Genomic DNA, 21243 nt, shown 5'->3' on the forward strand with positions numbered 1-21243 from the left:
CACTGGCCTCCATGTTCACCTGGTTATCCGCATCCTGGGTCCACCCCTCAAGGCTGGCTCCCTGCTGCTGCCAATTCACCGCAGCACGAAATGCCCGTCCGCCAATCAAGGGGCTAGACCACGGTAGGCAAAGCGTTGCGGCACCCGCCCGGCATGGCTGGCCATCAGGTTGAAGAGCACGCTGGCCTGCAGCGGCCCATGGACCACCAGCCCGGGGTAACCCTCTTCACCGGTGGCGTAGGGCAAGTCGTAGTGGATGCGGTGGGCATTGAAGGTCAGTGCGCTGTAACGCAGCAGCAGCGTTGGCGGCGTCTGTACCCAGCATTGCCGCTGGCCCCGTCGCGGCGGTGCTGCCTCGGCTGGGCCCGCAGTGCAGGTCGCGGCGCCTCGATAGACGATGTCCTGGCGCTCGCGAATGGCCAACCTTCCAGCGCAGGACAACTCATGTTCGACCGTGACGAAACACAACTGGCCGCTGCGCCCGGTCTTGAAGCGGATATCGGCAATGGTCGACACCCGCTGGATACGCTGGCCAAGTGGCAGCGGTGCCAGAGTGTGCACTTCACCCCCCGCCCACATTCGCCGAGGCAGAGGCACCGGCGGTAAAAAACCGCCACGTTGCGGATGCCCATCAATCCCCAGCTCATCCATGCCGGCCTGTGCCGTGGACGGAGCAAGGCACCAGTGCAAACCCGGCGGCGCATGACTTTCGGTTTGCCAAAGATGCGGACCCAGGGTGGCACGATAGGCCTCGAGCATCTGCTCGGTGAGCAGCGCCTCGCACACTTCGCGGCGCCCCAGCCAGGCCTGGATTGCCTCAGGTTGCTGAGTGCTCATCGCCAAGCCTCCGGTAAGCGGGCAAGGCAGCGTTGTTGCGGACCCTTGAAGCTCATGGCTCTATCTCCTTATTGAATGGCTGCTGACCGAGCGGTCAGACCGGATCCCAACAGAACACATCGGCGCTCACCTGCAAGGGCGTGAAGCCATCGGCCAACGCCGGCATGGCATGTTCGGCGATGCTCAGCGGGCTCCAACCTTCACTCTGTTGCACCGAGCGCAGCGGGCGGCTCTGACTCATCAGCATCACTTCGTTGCGACGTACGGTGAACACCTGCCCGTTCACATCCTTGGCCCGATCGGACAGCAAGTACGCGGCGAGTGGCGTGTTCTTTTCCGGGGTCATCTGCTTGAGGCGCTCAACCCGCGCCGTCTCCTGCGGGCTCGTTTGCGGAATAGCGCTGGTCATGCGGCTCCAGGCAAATGGGGCGATGCAGTTGGAACGCACGTTGAAGCGCTGCATGTCGAGGGCGATGGATTTGGAGAGCGCGACAATGCCCAGCTTGGCCGCCGAATAGTTGGCCTGGCCGACGTTGCCGATCAGCCCGGAGGCGCTGACCATGTGCACGAAGGCGCCACTTTCCTGCTGGCGAAAGTGCTCGGCCGCCGCACGGCTGACGAAGAAACTGCCGTTGAGGTGAACCTGGATCACCGACAACCAGTCTTGCGGGCTCATTTTGTGAAAAATCACGTCACGAATAATCCCCGCGTTGTTCACCACACCGTCGATCCGACCGAAGCTGTCCAGCGCGCAGGCGATGATGTGTTGCGCGCCACTCCACTCGGCAACGCTGTCGGTATTGATGACTGCGCGCCCGCCTTCGGCCTCGATCAGTTTCAGGGTTTCCTCAGCCGGCGAGGAGGAACCGCCCTCGCCTCCCAGTGACACGCCGACGTCGTTTATGACCACCGCCGCACCGGCGCGCGCCATCTCCAGCGCCATGGCCCGCCCGATACCGCCACCGGCGCCCGTCACCACAATCACCTTGCTTTCTAGAATCACCATTCTGAACCTCAATCAGCAATCGGAAATTTAGCAAAACGCAAAACCCTCTATCCCTGGCCATCTTGTTCTGCACGACGAAGCTTAAAATCAACGAAAAATCCTACAAACAATAAGGATAAGTCGACATACAGCCTTAACAGTCCACGGAAATCACGGCCTATCCCCTGATTATCTATAGAACTGAAACACCTTGTTTTAGTCATCATGCTGAATAGCATTCTCCATATTGAAAACAAAATCAACTTGAAGTAGCTTCGACATCCACAGCACGACTCACACCGCCGACAACGACGGAGGCCTGTTTTTTCTAGAGATGAGGAATGACTGACAAATGAACACGAACACCAGCAAGCGCCCCTTGGAGGGCGTGCGTGTACTGGACCTCTCCCGCGTACTGGCAGGCCCATGGTGCACGCAGATATTGGGAGATTTCGGCGCCGACGTGGCCAAGATCGAAATGGTCGGGGTGGGTGATGACACCCGCAGGTGGGGACCTCCATTCCTTCCCGAGGACAGCGAGGGCGGGCCAGGTGAAAGCGCCTATTACCTTGGCTGCAACAGGAACAAGCGCTCCGCGGCGATCGATATCGCTGACCCGGCAGGCGCCGACCTGATCCGGCGCCTTGCGGCACAGGCCGATATCCTGGTTGAAAATTTCCGGGTCGGCGGGCTGAAAAAATACCAGCTCGACTACGAGAGCCTGCGAGCCATCAACCCTAAATTGGTCTATTGCTCCATCACCGGCTTCGGCCAGGACGGCCCGTACGCAGACCGCGGCGGTTATGACTTCATCGCCCAGGGCATGGGCGGCCTCATGAGTATCACCGGCGATCGGGATGCCGCTCCCACCAAGGTCGGGGTCGCCATCACCGACCTGACTACCGGTATCTACGCCAACGTCTCGGTGCTGATCGCCCTGCGTCACGCAGAGAAAACCGGCATCGGCCAGCACATCGACTGTTCGCTGCTCGATACCCAGATTGCCATGCTCGCCAATCAGGCCATGAGCTGGCTGGTGGGCGCCACAGTGCCGGGGCGCATGGGTAATGCGCACCCGACAGTGGTTCCGTATCGCACGTTCGAAAGCCTGGATGGCGACCTGATCATCGCAGTGGGCAACGACCACCAGTTCAAAGCACTGGTCCAGGTGCTGGGGCGCCCCGACCTCGCGCTTGACGAGCGATTCATGGAGAACTCAGGACGCGTCATTCACCGTGATGCACTGGAAGCCGAACTTGAAGAGATCGTAGGAACATGGCGCAGTCACCAACTGATAGCGCAACTGGTCGCTGCCAAGGTTCCGGCAGGCCCCGTCAACACCATCGACCAGGTCTTTGCCGACCCGTTTATCGAAGCAAGAAAATCGGTCCACCATTTCGTGCGAGACGATAACGTAGACATCCCCACCCTGGCCTATCCTGGCAAGCTCTCCGAGACACCTGCCGACTATCGTCGCGAGCCGCCAAGGCTTGGACAGCACACCGAAGAAATTCTTAGCCAGTGGATCAACCTCTCGACTGATGAGTTACGACACTTGGCAGCTGCCGGCGTGATCTGGAATCGCCCAGGGCAACAAAGCCCTACATCGTGAGCGCTGCAAATCCACTGGAGACCTACACGCCTCAGCATGAGAGCAAGGTTAAAAGTGCAGATTTGAAGGTCACGACCACCATTTCAAATCGCTCTTTTAAACCAAAAACCGTGGATCCAGGCGAAATACAAATAACACGCAACACAAACGGGCCTGACAAACCTCCTTAATTACAAACCGCATAAAGCGATCCTGAGCAACGCCAACAGAACGACTAACGATAGCCGCGTGATGGCGAGTCACAACCTCGCACTGTACCGATATATTTTTACCCTACAAAAAGTCAAACCCTTATAAAAATAATAAACACAGGCATACACATGAACAATATTGCTCAGACACAAGCACTCACACTTAATAAAGATCGAACTTGGATTGTAGTTTTCTTTTTTTGCTTTATCTGCCTAGTCGCTGACGGCACCGACCTGATGCTCCTTTCCTATAGTTTAAGCAGCCTGAAATCGGAGTTTGGGCTGACCAGCCTTGAGGCGGGGACTTTAGGCAGTTTGACATTGGCCGGCATGGCCATAGGTGGCATTTACGGTGGATGGTTGTGTGACCGCTTCGGCAGGGTCAAGACCATCATCTGGAGCATTGTGTTATTCAGTCTGGCCAGCGGTGCCCTAGGGCTGGCGAATAGCTACAGCCAATTTGCAGTTATACGTTTTATCGCATCCCTGGGCTTGGGCGCGGTTTATGTGGCCTGTACGACCCTTATGGCGGAATACGTGCCCACACGGTACAGAACCACGGTCCTTGGCACCCTGCAGGCGGGCTACTCGGTAGGCTATATAGTCGCGACCTTGCTTGCGGGGTGGATCTTGCCCGAGCACGGTTGGCGCTGGTTATTTTATGTTTCCGCGATTCCCGTGGTGCTCGCGGTATTCATGCAGATCTTTGTTCCTGAATCAGACATTTGGTTAAAAGCACGCGCCGATCGCTTGAAAACCAAAGGAACTCAACCGCGAACATGGAGCCGCAACAAAGGCGCTGGCACCTTCAGACAGATCTGGAATGACCCGGCTGCCAACCGCATGTTTATATTCTGGGCGCTCACTGCCTGCTTCCTGCAGTTTGGTTACTTTGGCGTGAACAACTGGATGCCTTCATATCTCGAAGGTGAACTGGGGATCAAGTTCAAGTCCATGACCACCTATATGGTTGGAACTTACACCGCCATGATAGTAGGCAAAATATTAGCCGGCATCGCCGCGGATAAATTCGGCCGCCGAGCCACTTTTGCATTTGGGACACTATCAACTGCCGCTTTCCTGCCCATCATCGTGTTGTTTCAAACACCTGAAACCATCTTGCCGCTGATGGTGACTTTTGGTTTTCTGTATGGGATACCCTATGCCGTCAACGCGACCTACATGACAGAAAGCTTTGAGGCAAAGTTTCGAGGAACGGCCGTGGGCGGTGCTTATAATATCGGGCGTATTGGCGCAGCCATTGCTCCGGCAACCATAGGTTTTCTGGCCACGTATGCGTCCATTGGTACCGGCTTCTTGATTATGGGGGCGGCCTATTTCATTTGCGGAGTTATTCCCGCGCTGTTTATCAAAGAAAAGCAATTCGACCCCATCAAACAATAAACCTCTAAACATTGACCCGTTATAAATCCCCCCTTGTTTAACTCAAGAACACACACGGCCCTTGAGCTCTGTACCCTGGACAAAGGCGCCGGCTTTGGCACTGATGCCGAGACACTACGGTTTTGGGATGAGTGGATGCATAGCATCAAGCGGATATGGCGCCATCTGATACAGCCCCTCAGCGCTGCTGGAGATTCAGCAGCGCCCGCTCCAGCGCATTGATAGCCGTTTCGACCTCCTCCACCACCTGCCTGAGCTGCGCCGATGTCACTTGCGAGTCTTCGCATGCCGCTTCGAGGCGCCGACAGCACTCCACCAACTGCTCGCCTGTCACCACCCGCGCAGCACCTTTGATGCGATGCGCCAGCTCCGAAAGTTTGTCGATCTCGCCTTCTTGCAACAACGTGAACATCCGTTGGCAGTCCTTGCGATTGCTGTTGATCAGTTCATCCAGGATCTGGCGGAATTTCACCGGTTCGCTGCTGATCAACAACTCCAGCGGGCCAAGATCGACCAGTTGCGCCACCCCGTGTGTCGCGTCCAGTGGCTGCAAGGAGGAATGTTCGAGCTGATCGGCCTGGTGCAGCGCCAGCAGGCGAGCGTCCAGATCATCAATCCCGATGGGCTTGATCAGGCAATCGTTCATGCCTGCCAGTATGCACAGTTCAAGCTCTTCGGGTTGGGCGTCTGCGGTCAGGCCGAGAATCACGGTGGGCTCCAACGCCCGCTCCTGCTCCATACGGCGGATTGCACGAGTCAGCTCGACACCATTCATGACCGGCATGTGGCAGTCGGTAATGACAATATCGAAAGGCTGTTCACTCCAGTATTCAAAGGCCTTCTGGCCGTTTTCCGCCTCGCCGACATCGTGGCCGAGGAACTCAAGTTGCTGGCACAGCACTTGGCGATTGACCTGATGATCATCCACCACCAGCACCTGCAGGCGATAACGCTGCGGGGACGTTGGTAGCGCCGAGAGCTGCGTGACGCTGATGGGCTCAAGCACTTGCACCCGCAGCTCGATCTCGACCTGCGTACCCCGACCCAAGGTGCTGCTGATGTTCAGCCGGCCCCCCATCATTTCGCACAGCGAGCGACAGATCACCAGGCCCAGGCCCGTACCTTCAGAGTGCTGCATCGTGCGCTGCACCTGGAAAAACGGTAGGAACAGGCGCTGCTGATCGACCGAGCTGATACCGATGCCGCTGTCTTCGACACGGATACTCACATTGAGCAGGCTGCTGTCGCTCAAGCTGCCCACGATACTGATCTTGACTATGCCCTCTTCAGTGAACTTGATCGCATTGCTGACCAGGTTGGAGAGAATCTGCTTGAACCGCAGGGCGTCGACCAGAACATCGCAATTGATGCTCGAATCGATCTCCAGCACCAGGTTCAGACGTTTCTGTCGCGCCAGCCCCTCAAATACCCGCGCGACCGATTCAACCAGTTCGCGCAGGTTAGCGCGCTTGGGCGAAAGGCTCAGGCGGCCCGATTCGATACGGGCGATATCGAGGATATCGCCAATCAATTCCAGCAGGCTTCTGGCCGAAGTGTGGGCAATTTCGATGCTCGCACGGTCGATGGGCTCGCTGTCGGCGCGCTTGAGCGCCAGCTCCAGGATGCCGATGACCGCAATGAGTGAGGCAAATTGTAGAAAGGGCTAGAATCCAGTACCTACTAGGGGTTGAGAGCATCCATGAGAACAGCAAACCCACTGCCAAGGGCATTTTTCGAGGTGTTCCAAGGTGACGACACAATCAACGTTTATAGCTACATCCGCTTTTCATCCAAGGCTCAGAAGCTGGGCTTCGGGGAGATCCGACAGCTTGAACAGCTTAACCGTTTTTTCGAGCAATACCCCCAAGCAAGGCAGGTCGAACGCTACGAGGATTTAGGTGTTTCCGCCTTCAAAGGCAAAAACCTAAAATCTGGACAACTGGCCAAATTCGTAGAACGAATAAAGGCAAAAGAAATCCTGCCAAACGCCCTGCTATTGGTCGAATCCTTCGACCGCATTAGTCGCATGGGCGGGTATGACGCGCTTGAACTTATAATATCTATCATCCAAGCGGATTGTGCGATTTACACCCTATTTGACAATCGCCTATATTCTCGACGAAAGAAAGACAGCAGTGCAGATATAAGCTTAATTCAGAATATTTTGGAAAGAGCTAATGATGAAAGTCGGTCCAAATCAGAGCGTATTTCCGATGCCAAGGCACGGAACCTTTTAAAAGGTGAAAATGGCGGAGTTATCACCAAGCGCTGTCCTTTTTGGATTAACCTTGTAGACGGTAAATTTACTCTTAATGAGCATGCAAAAGCCGTAAAGCGCGCCACAGAACTATGCTTTGATATTGGGTTTCAGTCTATTGCCAAAGAGCTTAACCAAGAGGGGCATCCTAAAAAATACTCTGCCAAGACCATAGGAAATATTCTTCACCAGCAAGCAATATACGGTTCATATATTGCCATGGAGTGGGAAGCAGGGAAGCCAATACAAATTAAGAAGGAGATCAAGGGCTATTACCCTGCCCTTATCAGTGAATCAGAGTTTCATAGGATAAGCGCGAAGCTTAAAGAACGGCAAGACCCATCACTGGCAGGACGAAGAGCACAAGAATTCAGAAACATTTTGCGTGGCTTGGTCTTTTGCAAATGCGGTTCAACTTTTCGCTATCACGCACAAAAAAGTTTATACGTTGATTTGGTTTGTCAGGCTTCGACCGTAGGACAATGCTCATATGCAACGCCCGGTAAAGGCATCAGGCACCGATATGCATTGGTAGAGTCGATATTCCTGGCATATCAATCGCTCATTCCATTTCATCAAATTATCGTCAAGACGGATGACATTAAAGCGCTTGAAAAAGAGCATGAGGAAGTTTCTGGATTAATAATCTTGAAGGAGAAAGCATTAGGCAATAACTTTGCCATTCTCGAACAATCTTCCGAAAGCGCTCAAAAGTATATTTTGAGTAGGATTGATGAGGTTAGCCAAGAGCTAGACAAGCTTAAGGAAGATGAGCATATGTTAAGCGTGAAAATAAGCTCAATGCATTTGGCGAGCAAGTCTGACTTTAATGTGATGGAGATTTACCGCCTTTTGCTAACAGAAAGAGGGCGCATCAAAATAAATAATTTTCTTCGAGCGCAAAAAATTAAGCTCATTATAAGTCCAATCAAAAAGAAATACTTTGAGCTTGATATTTATCACGCTGACAAACACTTAGATACAATTGACGTAACGCCGGACGGTTACACGGCTCGATATAAACCTCATCTAAAATAACGCATATACAGCCCTAAAACGCACCCAATCAAGATTGGGCACCTTTTAGGGCTAAGTTAAAATCAGTCATGTGCGAAAATCATTGTATTTCAAGAGTCTGCCTGGGATTTGATCGTGGCTGTCAACTCAGCAATCGGTAATGCCTTGCTAAATAACCAGCCCTGCATTAATGCATCAGGGCAAATTTCTAAAATTGCTTTTTTTTGATGCTCTGTTTCCACTCCTTCAAAAACGACTTTAGCATTCAAAGTATGGGCTATTTCATAGACTTTTTTCAAGACAACCGCTGCTGGTGAATCTGTCCCAGCAGCTTGCGTGAAAGTCTTGTCAATTTTAATTACATCAACATTTAGTTTTGCCAAGTAAGCTAGACTTGAATATCCTGACCCAAAATCATCAAGCAAAACCTTGTAACCTGCAATTCGTAAATCATCAATTTTTCGTCCCATTTGACTAATTTCGCAGGTTGAACCTTCAAGTATCTCTATTGCAATTTGCTCTAGCGCCACATTGTGAAGGCTGGCTGTATTTGAAATATGATTAAGCAAGGCGCCATCCACTAAGTCCTTTGTACTCACATTAAAGGCTAAATATATTCCCGGATTGCTAGATAAACCTTTGGAGTATTCCTCAAATGCCTTACTGACAATTAATTCGTGGAGCTTTTTTTCTAAACCGAGCTTTTCAGCTTTCCTGATAAATACGTCAGGAGAAACTGCGCCGAATTTTTTATCGTGCCACCGCGCCAACACTTCAAAGCCTACAACGCCACCTGTTGCACCATGAACAATTGGTTGATAAGCAGTCGAAATTAGACCGTTGTTAATAGCGACTTTTAGTTTATAAGTCAGCGACCCTGTAACTTTACGAAATTGATGGACGGTATAAAACACCATTAACCCCAGCAAAGCCCCCAGCACCGAAATAAATGAGATTAGCCCGAACCTTTTCATGGAGAAAAAATTTGCAACAATATTTGCCTTGATGCAGATATCATATTTATCAGAGCAAATATCTGATGACGCTCCAGTAAATATGCTACTTTTTGTAAATTCTCCAAATGAGCGCCTTGTAATAGATCCGTCACGCGATGTCACAGAGGAACTGAGTCCTTCGGAGGGATGCTCATAAGGAGCAAATGCGGTAGGTGAGGTAACAACGAAGGAGTGCCCCTTTGCTGATATATCTATCTTTGTAGCACTAGGAAAATAACTTGATGCGCTGCGCCAAAGCCTCGCATTATTCTTTGTTAGCTGACCCTCTCCTTCAATATGAAAGGCTGGTGAAATCTTTCCCCACATAGCCGAACATATTACGTTATTACCTATAACCCTTCCTGAATCCTTTATGAAACGATAGTTGTAGGAGATTAATTTCATCGAATCTAAATCTAATGGAGAACATGACTCACTCGTCAATTTGTTTAGCTCGTCAAGAGCTGTGGTGAGGTTTTCTGCTACCATTTCGGCATGGTTTAAAAGAAAGGCTGAATAGGTTTCAATTCTAATATTAGCACTTGCTAGCCATATCACTTGTGAAGCACCAAGCGTAAGCCCCACGCCCAAAACCACGCTTCCAGCTATACAAAGAAGTGTGAATTTTTTATGAATCTCCATTGGCGCCTCCGACCATTCACCTATGAAAGGTTATGTCACATCCATCAAGCCTTGCATAGGGGCAGTGAAAGTATTTACACATCACGCTACGCGTGAGGGCGCTGGACAAATCCAGCGCAAAAAGCAGGCTGGACAAATCCAGCCAAAAGCAAAAAAGCAAAAAAGCATTGATCCCCAAATGCTAATATTTATGTATGGCTTATTCTAACCCGTTGGGCTTACCACCACACTTTGCTTCGCAAAGACGCTTCGCTTGCGGTAGTAAGCACGGGTTCCTTGCCGGAATGGCAGAAGCTAAAATCACTCTACTCCAATATAACCATCAACATGAGGATAAAATGAATGGCAAAAAAATAACGTCAATGATATTTAAGACATTGAACTATACAAATGAGATTAAGAAAAAATCAACCAATGGACACGGTGGTCGCCGTCAGTTATTTAAGAGCATACGCCACTCCCTGCGCATACCAGCAAGTGAGCCGAAGAAGCTGGAATGGTTTGATGAACAATCTCATCTTAATCTAATCTGGCTCCCTGAAACTGGCACAACCAAACTCGACGATTATCCGAAAGAGCAGAGAGAAGCACTACTTGCAAAAATAGCAGATGAGGCAGAAGCACCAACTGTCGTTAAGAACAACAGAGCTGAACTACTGGAAGCGCGGACAAAACTAAAAAATAAAGTCAAGAACGCAAGCAAGAAAGAAACTGACGATGGAAGCATCCTCGCTTTTCAAAACATACTTAATATCAAAGGTATTGTTGATACTGAACAGCTTTTATCTGACCTTGCCTTATTCGACATACAACGAAAAAATCAGAAACTCGATACGGTGCGAAAATTTCTCGAATGTCATAACGAGATTGAAAGCGGTCCAAAGCCTCTCATAAGAAAAAACCAAGCAGTCATCCAGGAAGCTTTTTTTAAATTCCCCTCTAAAAACGAAGTTTCAGGGGTTAGCGCAGAAGGTCGAATTGACCTAATCAAAGGTTTTTACCAGCAGGTATTTCCTGAATACCCTATTCACTTCATTGTTTTGCATGGTGATGAAGACGTTGACCTAAAAGACCATAGCGACCATCCGCACTTATTTATTTCAACCAAGAACAGTAAAACCGGGCGTTATGACCTGCGTGAAACGCAGATCAATAAAGTTAATTCCTACCTAAAAAAGCATCGCCCAGGAACAGAACTTATTGGTGAAACGCCTGATTTTTTGGAGTCTCAATTATTGTTCGGGTATTTACAGGATATGTTTTACGCCTATACAAACAACAGGCTACTAAAAAATACGCCTTATTTTGCCAAGAAACACGAAAAGACCGAAGGCCACATGAACACGCTCCGCTACATCAATGGCGAATCTAAAAAGCCTAAATCAGAACGTGCCTTTAATCTCTATACGCTCGCCAAAGAGAAAAGGGACGAAGCTGATAGAAAAGCCAAGTTGGCAGAGTTGTCTACTGCGCAGGCAGAGCAAAAGGCCCATAAAGCACAAGAATACACCCAGCAGGCTAAACGATACGTTAAAGCACAGCTAACCAAGGCAGAGGACGCCATAGAGCGTCAAAAGCTCGCAGAGCAAGCCACAGTCGATGAACACGAACAAGCAGCCTCATATCGCCGTAGCTCTGACTGCTATAAGCAGACCATTGCAACCAGAGCCGTAGAACGGGATAAAATTCAGGCAGAAATAGCATCATCACGAGCCGAGTTAAAACTATACAAAACAAATCTTTCCAATTTATTGGATGGCGTAGTGAGTTGGATAGATGAGGTTTTCTCCGCAAGACGCAAAGATATTCAGGAGAAATTTTTAGAGCAGGCGAGACATGCGTTTGAACGGGTTAGAGAGAACGATAGGACAGCAAATAAATCCTATACTAAAAAAGCAGAATCAGAAGTAGACCAGCAATTGGAAATTTTAGACAAGTATAACGATATTTTTCCTGACCTACCCGAAGCAAAAGAAGTCCGACGCAGAATCATAAAGCCATAAATAAGCCACCAAGGGGTGGCTTATTTATATAAAAAACAATATGTAATTCTCGCACCATAACAGTTAATTCGCACTTACCCTTTGCAAACTCACAGCGCTTGTTAAAACCGGTATTTTAAACTGCTTTTCAACTGGCATTGAGTTTGAGTTGCCGGAAATATCAAGATATTTAACTATCGCATCATTACCAACAAGCTCAATGTTTTTAAGAATGATTGATTTGCTGGATGTTCTCGCAGTCGTAACCCCGCCATCCCCCATCAATTTTTCAATTGCGTGAGGCAGAACCAAATTAACATCGGCATTATTCGCACCAACTACGGATTGAAACTTCGCGATTGCATTGCTTATCTTGGTAGCGTTATATTTCCCACTACTCAAATCTTCGATATTTACAGTTAGCTTGTGCTTTTCCGTTGCAGACCAGCCCTTATCGGCAATGGTATTTAAGTAACTGGTGAGGGCGTCACTTTTGATTATATCTGTGGAGGTAAAATATATATTCCCAAGCAAGCTAGGTTTCTCACCTTGACCCTGGCTATCCTTCGCCTTATCAACATCCATTGCAGAGCAAGTGTTGTTTAATGTAACCCAATCACTTCCATATGGATAAACCGCTTCCGACTTTCCATTAACAGCCTTGTAACGATAATACTGAATCAATCCAGTTTGCCCAGCAGGACAATCGCCATTCATATATTCAGTGGAAAGCCCTTGAATTTCTTCTGTGCAAGATGTTACATCTATGGACTTAACATTAAAAATTGTAGTTGTCTTACCATCAGCAAAGATTGATACATGCTCTCCATACTTGTAGACAGACCCAGTATAACTGCCTTGCACTGCCCCATAATACGAATCACAACTAACTTCTTCCACACCTTCTTTCGTCTCAACGGTTTGCGTTGGAATGGCTGCACACGTTTTCGTTACATTGACCCAAGAAGAATAGTTTTGTTTACTTCCATCACTCCATTGGTCGTAGGTGCGTTTTTGAGTCCAAGTTCCCAATGGTTTGTCTTCTGGACACGCCAGCGATTGTGCTTCATTTTGTGTTGATTGGTAAGTTGGCGCATTGTTTACGCATGACCTACTGATTCTAGCGTGCCCTCCATCTCCATAATCCTTGTCTAATCTATACTGTATGTCGTTATTAGCCCAACCTTCATTAACTTTATTTTGTGCGTACGATTTAGCCAAAGTGCAATTTGCCATCTTAGGCTTTGCTGGGCGTACGACCATTGAAAATGAAATAGAGCCTGATTGACCGACTGGGCATGACGTTGAGAACGAACACGAGTAATCACCATTACCACCAGCATCTGCATAAACATATTGTTGAGTGGACATTAGAAAAAGCGAAGCGAGGAACATTCTTGTATATTTCATTTTTGTTTTAATTAGACTTACTTAAACTATATCACGTCAAACAGTGCGCAAAAACAAAACCCCTTAAAGTTTGCACTTTAAGGGGTAAATGTTAAGTTAATACAAGGAGTAGAAATTAGGGGGCTTCCAACCTATTAATTTCTACGTTCAACGCTTTGTATATCCAATATACCATTTCAAGTTGATGTAGCAAGAGCCAGTCTCAATTTTTTCTCCTAAATAACTAAAAATTAGAGGAGAAAATGAACAATGCCCAATTACGACTTGAAAACACGCTTGAACAATACAAGTCAAAACTTCCACCAAAGCCTTACCACACTAACGACTACTACTTCGGCAAGAAGATAGGCGCATTAGATTCAGCCCTAAAATCAAACCATATTCAGCCAAATTCGTTGACTCATAAATATTTCATCATACTTGATTTGGATAGTGATATGAGCGTATTGGATTGGGCGGACAAAGGATTGCCAGCACCACATTTGATTGTGAGAAATTTAGATAATGGTCGCTCTCACATGACCTACATACTAAAAACATCCGTTAAAAACGACGTGACGGGGCGCCAAAAGCCTATCAAATACTTTTCCGATGTTGAGCATGGGCTTGCAGTAAAGATCGGCGCAGATATGAATTACAATGGGCTTTTAACCAAAAACCCATTCAAGTCATCCGCCTATAAAGTCCTTTCTTACGAAAGCACACCCTACGACCTCGACTACCTCAACGAGTTTGTTGATAAAGACCTTGTTAAAAAACAGAGAGACGAAAAAAAGAAAAAGAAAATTGAAGACGGATTCGCCTCGGGTAGAAACTGCACACTGTTTGAAAATCTCCGTTTATGGGCATATGCGAATTGGCATAGATGCCACCAGACAGAGCTACGCTCAAACATTCTTGAACAAGCGATGGTATTTAATACATTTGAGTGCCAGTTAGGGACAAGAGAGGTTGAAACCATTGCGAATAGTGTCTATCGGTTCATTACTCGCCATTTCTCTATAGAGAGGCTTAATGAATTGAAAAGTGATAGGGCTAAACAGTCAAGAAAAAAGAGTTCTGCAAATCTAATCTATGTCGATGGCAAGCCTTGGGAAGAGGAAGGCATACCAAAACCCACTTACTATTATAGAAAAGCAAATAATGTCGATACTGAACGCCCAGTTGAAGCCCAGGATAAGCCTTGGGAGAAGTTGAATATAAGCCGTAGAACGTATTATAGAAAGAAAAGCCAAGGACTAATTTAAGTGGCGAAATATCAATTTGGCACTAAAGTTAGACTTTTACTATATCAAGGATAATAGCCCCGTAGGGGGGCGCAACTTGGCAGGGGCTTTTCACAACAAACACATAAAATTTCTGAAAAATAGAAGACGCCAATCAAGACTCTATTAATTCAAGGGTCTCTTGGCTTGCTTCAATTACAATCTTATTTCCCTCTAAATGACCAACTCTCTCGCCAAACTCAAAAAGCAAATCATCGACCAAAATGCAAGTATCAGGACACCCTTTTAGACCACAGTCAAAACGGTAGAGCCTGCCAGCGACCAGAGCGCCCACGTCTTCGCCGTTGCGCAGGACAATGCAGGGAGTTTCAGGGTTGTAGACGAATTCCTTGTCCATGTGATTAGCTCCGTGTTTACGTTCTCACCTTACGTTAGCACCTAACTTCAAAATTTCCAGAGGATGTTCAAAAACATCGAAAGCGTCGCGACAGTATCAATATTGATACAAAGCGATTCGGAGAATGATTCCCATCATCACAAACCCATGCTCCAATTAGGTGCATCGCACAAGTGCAGCGTTTGCCCGCCATACCATTTCCAACCATTCGCTATGGTTGACTCGCCCTTCAAACTCAAGCCTCTCCGCCACGAACATCGCTTGATCATATTCTTCTTCGGTCAACGGAAAACCATTTAAATACTCCGCTACCCAAACAGTAAAGGCTTGTGATATATCAGATTTTTCCACGATTAAATTCTCCATGACACTTATTTTTAGCACTTGGATTGTGTTTTTTTCAAGCCTCTAAAAAATATTTTATGTCATAATCACTCACCCTTTTCTACAAAATCCCCCACTCATTGCGTTCATGGGCGTGCGAATTTCATGACTCATGGTTGCCAGGAAGCTGGTCTTGGCCCGGCTGGCATCGTCCGCGTGGTTTTTCGCCTCCTGCAACTGCTGCACCAGGTGACGGTGTTCGGTGATGTCGACCCAACCGCAGATCACACCTTTAAGAACGCCCTGGGCGCTCTGAAACGGATGTGCCCAGTGGCTGATCCAGACTTCCCGGCCTTGCAGTTGAACGGCATGCACCGACTCGACCGTTCGCCCCTCGTCCAGGGCTCGTTGGTAGTCACGATGGAAATCAGGCGGGCCTTCGAAGTTTTCCGCAGGCAACTGCTGCACTGCTTTGTTCAGCACCTGTTCTCTGCCCAGACCGACGCTTTTCAGGTAGCTGCGGTTGCACGACAGCACGCGGCCCGCGGTGTCACAGACGTACAGCGGCGGCGGCATGCAGTCGGTCAAGGTTTCGACAAACCGCAACTGATCGTTGAGCATCCGCTCAGCGGTGCGCCGCGCCTTGATTTGTCGACGCAGGTAAATCACCCAAACCAGGGACAACAGCACCAGCAGCGCAGCACCGGCGATTACCTCGCTGATCACCCGCTGGTAATCGACCCAAGTCTGCCCGCTCATGCCTGGCGGGGAGCGCCAGCGATTGGAGATCGCGCTCAATTCATCCGGCGCAATGTTCTGCAAAACCGTGTCGATGATCGACTGCAGCTCCGCATCGCTGCGGCGCAAGGCGAAGTTGATCGTACTCGGCCCGAGATCGATTACATGGTTGATGACCAACTTGTCGCGAAACAGTCGCTCGGTGTAATAGCGTGCTGCGGGCAGCGCGATAACGGCGGCATCGGCCTTGCCCTCGTAGAGCAGATTCATCGAATCCAGGGTGCTGCCGGCTTCGATCACTTGCGCTTGCGGATAGCTTTGACGCAGCCGCTGCAGAGCGACGTGACCGGAAGGAATGGCCACCCGCTTATTCACCAGATCGCCCAGCTTGCCTTGCTGCTCGATATCGCTGAGCAACACAAAAGGGCCGGCAATCAGCGGCCTGGAAAAGCGCAGGTAGTCTTCCCGCTCGGGGCTCGCCGTCATCAGCGCCAGATCGGCCTCGCCCTGTTGCAGGGCTTGGATGATCTGCGGGTAACCGCCGCTGCGCGAGACCACTTGAAAGTCCAGGCCGGTACTCAGGGTGATCACTTCCAGAAGATCGATAACACTGCCGGAAAAAACCCCATTGGCGTCAAAATAGGCACCGGGGGCCAGGTCGTCATTGATCACCAGTCGCGCCACCGGGTGCCGCTCGATCCAGCGCAACTGTTCCGGGGTCAGATGGATCGGCTCTTCGCCGGGGATAAAGCTGTTACCGACCCAGCGTTTGGCCAGAATGTTCAACTGATCATGACCAATGGTCTCGATGGCCACATCCACCAGGTGCTGCAAGCGAGTGTTGTCGCCCCGCAGCGCATATCTGTAGCCACCGAGGGGCAAATCGGCAAAACGCTCGAAGCGCACGTAGCCGTAGAACGAACGATTTATCTGGTAATAGGCGCTGTACAGGTCATCGAGGTAAGCATCGGCCTGGCCAAAGGCAGCGGCGGCAATCGCCTGCTCATGGCTGGCGAAAACCCTGAAATCGGCACCCGGGTAGCGCTGCTGCAACTCCGTCAGGTGCTCACCCGTGACGGCCACGCGCACGCCGGCCAGATCAAGGGGCGAATGCTGTGGCTCGGCGTTGCGTTTGAACAACGCGAGCCGGTCCCGAGCATAGGGCATGCTGAAAATAAGGTCTTGGCGTGGCAACGAACTGCCGTGGCGACTGACCATATCGATGCTGCCCGCTTGCAGGGCCTGCTCGGCATCCTGATCGTTGGCGAAGGCCACGATTTTCACTTGGACGCCGAGCAACTGTGCAACCAGGTGGGTGGCATCGGCGCTGATGCCCTCGTATTGGTTGTCCTGGGCATTGACCGAGAATGGCGGCGACTCGCTGGGCGACACACCGACCCTGAGTTCGGCCTTGTGCCGCAGCCAGCGCCAGTCGTCAGGCGAAATCGCCATATCGTGACGGTCAATGCGCAATTGACTGGAGAGCGCCTTGGGCACTAGACCCGGCGAAGCAGCGACCACTGAGGCGCTGATGGAAAGCAGGCACAAGCACAGCCAGAAAGAACGTAAATACATGGGAGTTCAGAGACCGAAAATGCCTGGGAATACGGGAGCCGGTTGTGGGTAAACGCAGCCGTCGCGGCTCGCGCAATAATAGATCAAAGCCGTTGGCCAGGCTTAATCATCGTTACCCGGCCCATTCTGGTTTGCCGCCCGGCCCAGGCAGTAGTCGATAAAGTGATTTTCCGGCATGGGGCGGGCGAACAGGAAGCCCTGGCCGATGCTGCAACCCAACTCGATCAGGCGAGCCTGTTGCTCGACGGTTTCCACACCTTCAATGACCAGCGAAATGTTCAGTGCCCGCGCCAGTGCCACCGAGCAACTGACGATCGCGGCACTCCGGGGCTGGCTTTGCATTTTGTGCACGAACGCCCGGTCGAGCTTGATCTGGCTGAATGGCAGCTCGCTGAGCCGATCCAGGGACGAATAGCCGGCGCCAAAATCATCCATGGCCAGGCCACAGCCAAGAATCCGCAGCCGTACCAGGTTCTCCAGGCTGCTGGCCGGAGCACCGATAAGCGCGGACTCGGTGATCTCGAACATCACGCTGGCCGGCGGCACCTTGGCACGCTTGAGCAGCATCGGAATGCGCTCGGTCAACACGGCGTTGGCCAACTGCGCCGGGTGCAGATTGAACGCCAGGTTGATCCCCCGGCCCTGGGCCGCCAGCCGCTGGTGCAGGGCCAGGCCCTGTTCGAACAGATGCCAGAACATCCTGTCGATCAGGTTGTGCTGCTCCATCACCGGTAAAAAGTGCGCGGGGGCCAAGATCCCCAACTGCGGGTGCGCCCAGCGCGCGAGCACTTCGGCACCGACCAGGACCTGCCCATGCAGGGTGACTTTGGGTTGGTAATAGGCCTCGAATTGGTGGTCGTCCAGGCCCTGTCGCACGTCGCCCAGCGTTGGCATCTCGGCCGGCGACAGCAAGATGGGCGCAGCATTGCAACGCGCCTGGTAGCGTTTGACCAGCAGGCAGAAGCCCTCCATGTTGAAGGGCTTGCCCAAATCACCGAGGAACGGCAGGCCCAGGCAGTGGATCATCGACACCGTGGCCTGGCGCAGGATAGGTTCAAGCTCGCTGCACAGCACTACCCCCCGCACCTTGCCGCTGTTGCTGGCATGACGCAGAAAGGCCAGGCCATCCATCCCGGCCATTTTCAGATCACAGAGCACAATATCCACGTGGCTGCACTCGGCCAGGATAGCCACCGCTTTATCGCCGTCCGCTGCTTGCAGCACGCGGCCCGGCAGCAGCTTTTCCAGCGCGGTCACGGTGACCAGACGTTGGAAGGGTTCATCCTCGAGCACCAAAACAATCAAGTCTTGCATCGCAGGTCTACACACAAAAGGGGGGGATGATCAGTGTGCGAGGCTGCATCTGAGGCCTAAATGGGAAATTTCCTATGTCATCCAAGAATTTTCCGAAGCTAAACTAGGCGCAAGTACTCCGCTGTCCGACTCGGCTAATAATGGCGTCAGCTTTTTTTCCCAATAAGACATCCCATGACCGACGTGTTTCGAGAGGTTAAACAACACCATGCATAGTGTTCTGATAGTTGACGATCATCCGGTGATTCGATTCGCCGTCAGGGCTCTGTTGGAAAAAAACGGTATGCGTGTGGTGGGCGAAGCCGACAACGGTATCGATGCAGTTCAGTTGGTACGTGAGCTGACACCGCAGGTGGTGATTCTCGATATCGGCATTCCAAAACTGGATGGTTTCAACGTTATTACCCGAATCAAGACACTCAACGTGCGCAGCGAAATATTGATATTGACCTCGCAACCTGCCGACTCGGTGTGCCGACGCTGTATCCAGCTCGGTGCCCGTGGCTTCGTCAATAAAGAAGAAGGCATGGACAATCTGATTACCGCGATCAAGGCGGTGGACAGCGGGTATACCTTCTTTCCTCCACTGGCCTCGGACACGGTCAATCCGGCGGAGCAACTCACCGAACTGATGCAGATTCAATCCCTGACTGATCGCGAGTTGACGGTCTTGCAGCACTTGGCCCAGGGCTACTCGAACAAGCAGATCAGCGAAATGCTGTTCCTCAGCAACAAGACCATCAGTACCTACAAGACCCGTCTGCTGCAGAAACTGAATGCCACGTCCCTGGTGGACCTGGCCGAGTTCGCCAAACGCAATGCCTTGACGGCTTGAAATGACCAGCATCTGCATAGGGTTGGTGCCGCCCTGCCCTGAAGCATCGTTGCACGAATGGAAACACTGAATTGCGCAGCCTGTAATTGATAGCCCCCTAACGAAAGGCGCATGCTAGGGGGCTCGCATGGGGCTCTCTATCATTCCCGATGATAGTTACCTTCGCTTCATTCGATTCGTGCGATACCAGCCTGCCGCTCATCATCCGCCCATCTTAAATTACCTTGGCGGATGAACCATGGACCAGTCACTCAAACTCTTGCGCTATCCACTCGCGGCCCTGGCCGTGCTGGTGATGAGTGCTTGCGGTAAAGCCCCGGAAACCGCCGCCAGCATGCCCGCTGCCAAAGTCAGCGTGGCCAAGGTGCTGGAACAGCCGGTCAATGAATGGGACGAATTCACCGGGCGCCTCGAAGCCCCGGAAACCGTTGAAATCCGCCCACGGGTTTCCGGCCAGATCGATCAAGTGGCCTTCACCGAAGGCGCCCTGGTGAAAAAGGGCGATTTGTTGTTCCAGATCGATCCACGTCCATTCCAGGCTGAGGTACGCCGTCTGGAGGCCCTGGTCGCCCAAGGCCGTGCCAACGCCACCCGCAGTGAAAACGAAGCCCAGCGCGGCGAACGCCTGCGCGCCAGCAACGCCATCTCCGCCGAATTGGCCGACTCGCGCACCAGCGCCTCCCAGGAAGCCCGGGCTGCTGTCGGCGCGATCCAGGCGCAACTGGATCTGGCCAAGCTGAACCTGAGCTTCACCCGCGTGACCTCGCCTATCAGCGGTCGCGTCAGCCGCGCGGAAATCACCGCCGGCAACCTGGTCACCGCCGATACCACTGCGCTGACCAGTGTGGTCTCCACCGACAAGGTCTACGCCTACTTCGATGCCGATGAGCGCGTGTTCCTCAAGTACACCCAGCTCGCACGCCAGGGTCAGCGCGGTGCAACCACCCCGGTGTACCTGGGCCTGTCCAACGAAGACGGCAACCCGCACCTGGGCCAGATGAACTTCGTCGACAACCAGGTCAACCCGAAAACCGGCACCATCCGCGGCCGGGCCGTGTTCGACAACAGCGACGGCACCTACACCCCGGGCCTCTATGCACGCCTGAAACTGGTGGGCAGCGGCACCTACTCCGCCGTGCTGATCAACGACGAAGCGGTGGGCACCGACCTGGGCAAGAAGTTCGTTCTGGTGATGGATGGCGACAACAAGTCCGCCTACCGCGCCGTCGAGCTGGGGCCGAAGATCGAAGGCCTGCGCATCGTGCGCAGCGGCCTGAACAAGGACGACACCATCATCGTCAAGGGCTTGCAGCGGGTGCGTCCGGGTTCGCCGGTCACGCCTGAAGTGATTCCTATGGCCACCAAGGAAACCCTCGCCGCTCTGGCGCAACAACGACAAGCACTGGAAGCCAGCAACCTGCCCCAAGTCACGCCCGCCAAAAGCGCGCCTGGCTCGGCAGTGAAACTGGCCAGCGCTGCGACTCCACGCGGTTAAGGGACGA

The 21243-nt window shown here is 51.4% G+C and carries 15 protein-coding genes and 1 pseudogene; 7 read left to right on the forward strand and 9 right to left on the reverse strand.

Features of this window, described 5'->3' with window-relative positions; all coding sequences use genetic code 11:
* Positions 1-105: 105 nt before the first annotated feature.
* Positions 106-837, reverse strand: coding sequence for an FAS1-like dehydratase domain-containing protein (locus tag MF4836_RS30325; protein WP_202971970.1), 732 nt, complete (start codon positions 835-837; stop codon positions 106-108).
* 94 nt (positions 838-931) lie between these two features.
* Positions 932-1843 carry an SDR family NAD(P)-dependent oxidoreductase gene (locus MF4836_RS30330; protein ID WP_078473467.1) on the reverse strand — a complete coding sequence of 304 codons (912 nt, stop codon included), beginning with the start codon at positions 1841-1843 and terminating at the stop codon, positions 932-934.
* A gap of 331 nt (positions 1844-2174) precedes the next feature.
* Here MF4836_RS30330 and MF4836_RS30335 point away from each other — a divergent pair, with 331 nt between their 5' ends.
* Both MF4836_RS30335 and MF4836_RS30340 read left to right on the forward strand, forming a co-directional pair.
* On the forward strand, positions 2175-3434 hold the full coding sequence (locus MF4836_RS30335) for a CaiB/BaiF CoA transferase family protein (RefSeq protein WP_078473468.1): 1260 nt from the start codon (positions 2175-2177) through the stop codon (positions 3432-3434).
* A gap of 320 nt (positions 3435-3754) precedes the next feature.
* Positions 3755-5029, forward strand: coding sequence for an MFS transporter (locus tag MF4836_RS30340; protein WP_078473469.1), 1275 nt, complete (start codon positions 3755-3757; stop codon positions 5027-5029).
* Positions 5030-5207: 178 nt separating this feature from the next.
* Here the strand turns inward: MF4836_RS30340 and MF4836_RS30345 are convergent.
* A pseudogene (locus MF4836_RS30345) lies at positions 5208-6665 on the reverse strand (ATP-binding protein); the annotation flags it as partial.
* A gap of 63 nt (positions 6666-6728) precedes the next feature.
* Here MF4836_RS30345 and MF4836_RS30350 point away from each other — a divergent pair.
* Positions 6729-8324: a recombinase family protein gene (locus MF4836_RS30350; RefSeq protein WP_078473470.1), complete on the forward strand. Its 1596-nt coding sequence runs from the start codon at positions 6729-6731 to the stop codon at positions 8322-8324.
* Between the two features lie 89 nt (positions 8325-8413).
* Here MF4836_RS30350 and MF4836_RS30355 read toward each other — a convergent pair whose 3' ends face one another.
* The gene (locus MF4836_RS30355) at positions 8414-9940 is read right to left on the reverse strand and encodes an EAL domain-containing protein (protein ID WP_078473471.1); all 1527 of its coding nucleotides are present in this window, start codon (positions 9938-9940) and stop codon (positions 8414-8416) included.
* Positions 9941-10134: 194 nt separating this feature from the next.
* On the opposite strand from MF4836_RS30355, the gene MF4836_RS30360 reads away from it, so the two are divergent.
* On the forward strand, positions 10135-11943 hold the full coding sequence (locus MF4836_RS30360; protein ID WP_153050286.1) for a hypothetical protein: 1809 nt from the start codon (positions 10135-10137) through the stop codon (positions 11941-11943).
* Positions 11944-12006: 63 nt separating this feature from the next.
* Here the strand turns inward: MF4836_RS30360 and MF4836_RS35245 are convergent, their stop codons facing one another.
* On the reverse strand, positions 12007-13317 hold the full coding sequence (locus tag MF4836_RS35245) for a hypothetical protein (protein WP_153050287.1): 1311 nt from the start codon (positions 13315-13317) through the stop codon (positions 12007-12009).
* Between the two features lie 257 nt (positions 13318-13574).
* On the opposite strand from MF4836_RS35245, the gene MF4836_RS30370 reads away from it, so the two are divergent.
* Entirely contained in the window at positions 13575-14579 is a 1005-nt protein-coding gene (locus MF4836_RS30370) for a replication initiation protein (RefSeq protein WP_078473474.1), read from the forward strand.
* 133 nt (positions 14580-14712) lie between these two features.
* On the opposite strand, the gene MF4836_RS30375 is transcribed toward MF4836_RS30370, so the two are convergent.
* The 4 genes from MF4836_RS30375 to MF4836_RS30385 all read right to left on the reverse strand — a co-directional run bounded on the left by MF4836_RS30375 (position 14713) and on the right by MF4836_RS30385 (position 18906).
* Positions 14713-14955: a hypothetical protein gene (locus MF4836_RS30375; RefSeq protein ID WP_078473475.1), complete on the reverse strand. Its 243-nt coding sequence runs from the start codon at positions 14953-14955 to the stop codon at positions 14713-14715.
* A 156-nt stretch (positions 14956-15111) separates the two neighbouring features.
* Entirely contained in the window at positions 15112-15306 is a 195-nt protein-coding gene (locus MF4836_RS35675; RefSeq protein WP_153050288.1) for a hypothetical protein, read from the reverse strand.
* Between the two features lie 84 nt (positions 15307-15390).
* Entirely contained in the window at positions 15391-17592 is a 2202-nt protein-coding gene (locus tag MF4836_RS30380) for a transporter substrate-binding domain-containing protein (protein ID WP_238596234.1), read from the reverse strand.
* A gap of 102 nt (positions 17593-17694) precedes the next feature.
* Complete coding sequence (locus tag MF4836_RS30385; RefSeq protein ID WP_078473476.1) at positions 17695-18906, reverse strand: EAL domain-containing response regulator; 1212 nt, start codon at positions 18904-18906, stop codon at positions 17695-17697.
* A 208-nt stretch (positions 18907-19114) separates the two neighbouring features.
* Here MF4836_RS30385 and MF4836_RS30390 point away from each other — a divergent pair, with 208 nt between their 5' ends.
* Together MF4836_RS30390 and mexE are read left to right on the forward strand one after the other, a co-directional pair.
* Positions 19115-19741 (forward strand): response regulator transcription factor, encoded by a 627-nt coding sequence (locus MF4836_RS30390; RefSeq protein WP_020297990.1) that lies wholly within the window; start codon positions 19115-19117, stop codon positions 19739-19741.
* 238 nt (positions 19742-19979) lie between these two features.
* The gene (mexE, locus tag MF4836_RS30395; protein WP_078473477.1) at positions 19980-21236 is read left to right on the forward strand and encodes a multidrug efflux RND transporter periplasmic adaptor subunit MexE; all 1257 of its coding nucleotides are present in this window, start codon (positions 19980-19982) and stop codon (positions 21234-21236) included.
* The last annotated feature ends 7 nt before the right edge of the window (positions 21237-21243 follow it).

The sequence above is a fragment of the Pseudomonas sp. MF4836 genome (genome assembly GCF_002018875.1).
Taxonomy (GTDB): domain Bacteria; phylum Pseudomonadota; class Gammaproteobacteria; order Pseudomonadales; family Pseudomonadaceae; genus Aquipseudomonas.

What these genes read in the sequence shown, in the direction of transcription:
- MF4836_RS30370 (WP_078473474.1), top strand. Translation starts at nt 13,575, where the DNA reads ATGAACAATGCCCAATTACGACTTGAAAACACGCTTGAACAATACAAG.
- MF4836_RS30390 (WP_020297990.1), top strand. Translation starts at nt 19,115, where the DNA reads ATGCATAGTGTTCTGATAGTTGACGATCATCCGGTGATTCGATTCGCC.
- MF4836_RS30360 (WP_153050286.1), top strand. Translation starts at nt 10,135, where the DNA reads ATGGCTTATTCTAACCCGTTGGGCTTACCACCACACTTTGCTTCGCAA.
- MF4836_RS30330 (WP_078473467.1), bottom strand. Translation starts at nt 1,843, where the DNA reads ATGGTGATTCTAGAAAGCAAGGTGATTGTGGTGACGGGCGCCGGTGGC.
- MF4836_RS30340 (WP_078473469.1), top strand. Translation starts at nt 3,755, where the DNA reads ATGAACAATATTGCTCAGACACAAGCACTCACACTTAATAAAGATCGA.
- MF4836_RS30350 (WP_078473470.1), top strand. Translation starts at nt 6,729, where the DNA reads ATGAGAACAGCAAACCCACTGCCAAGGGCATTTTTCGAGGTGTTCCAA.
- MF4836_RS30335 (WP_078473468.1), top strand. Translation starts at nt 2,175, where the DNA reads ATGAACACGAACACCAGCAAGCGCCCCTTGGAGGGCGTGCGTGTACTG.
- MF4836_RS30385 (WP_078473476.1), bottom strand. Translation starts at nt 18,906, where the DNA reads ATGCAAGACTTGATTGTTTTGGTGCTCGAGGATGAACCCTTCCAACGT.
- MF4836_RS30355 (WP_078473471.1), bottom strand. Translation starts at nt 9,940, where the DNA reads ATGGAGATTCATAAAAAATTCACACTTCTTTGTATAGCTGGAAGCGTG.
- MF4836_RS30375 (WP_078473475.1), bottom strand. Translation starts at nt 14,955, where the DNA reads ATGGACAAGGAATTCGTCTACAACCCTGAAACTCCCTGCATTGTCCTG.
- mexE (WP_078473477.1), top strand. Translation starts at nt 19,980, where the DNA reads ATGGACCAGTCACTCAAACTCTTGCGCTATCCACTCGCGGCCCTGGCC.
- MF4836_RS30325 (WP_202971970.1), bottom strand. Translation starts at nt 837, where the DNA reads ATGAGCACTCAGCAACCTGAGGCAATCCAGGCCTGGCTGGGGCGCCGC.
- MF4836_RS30380 (WP_238596234.1), bottom strand. Translation starts at nt 17,592, where the DNA reads ATGTATTTACGTTCTTTCTGGCTGTGCTTGTGCCTGCTTTCCATCAGC.
- MF4836_RS35245 (WP_153050287.1), bottom strand. Translation starts at nt 13,317, where the DNA reads ATGTTCCTCGCTTCGCTTTTTCTAATGTCCACTCAACAATATGTTTAT.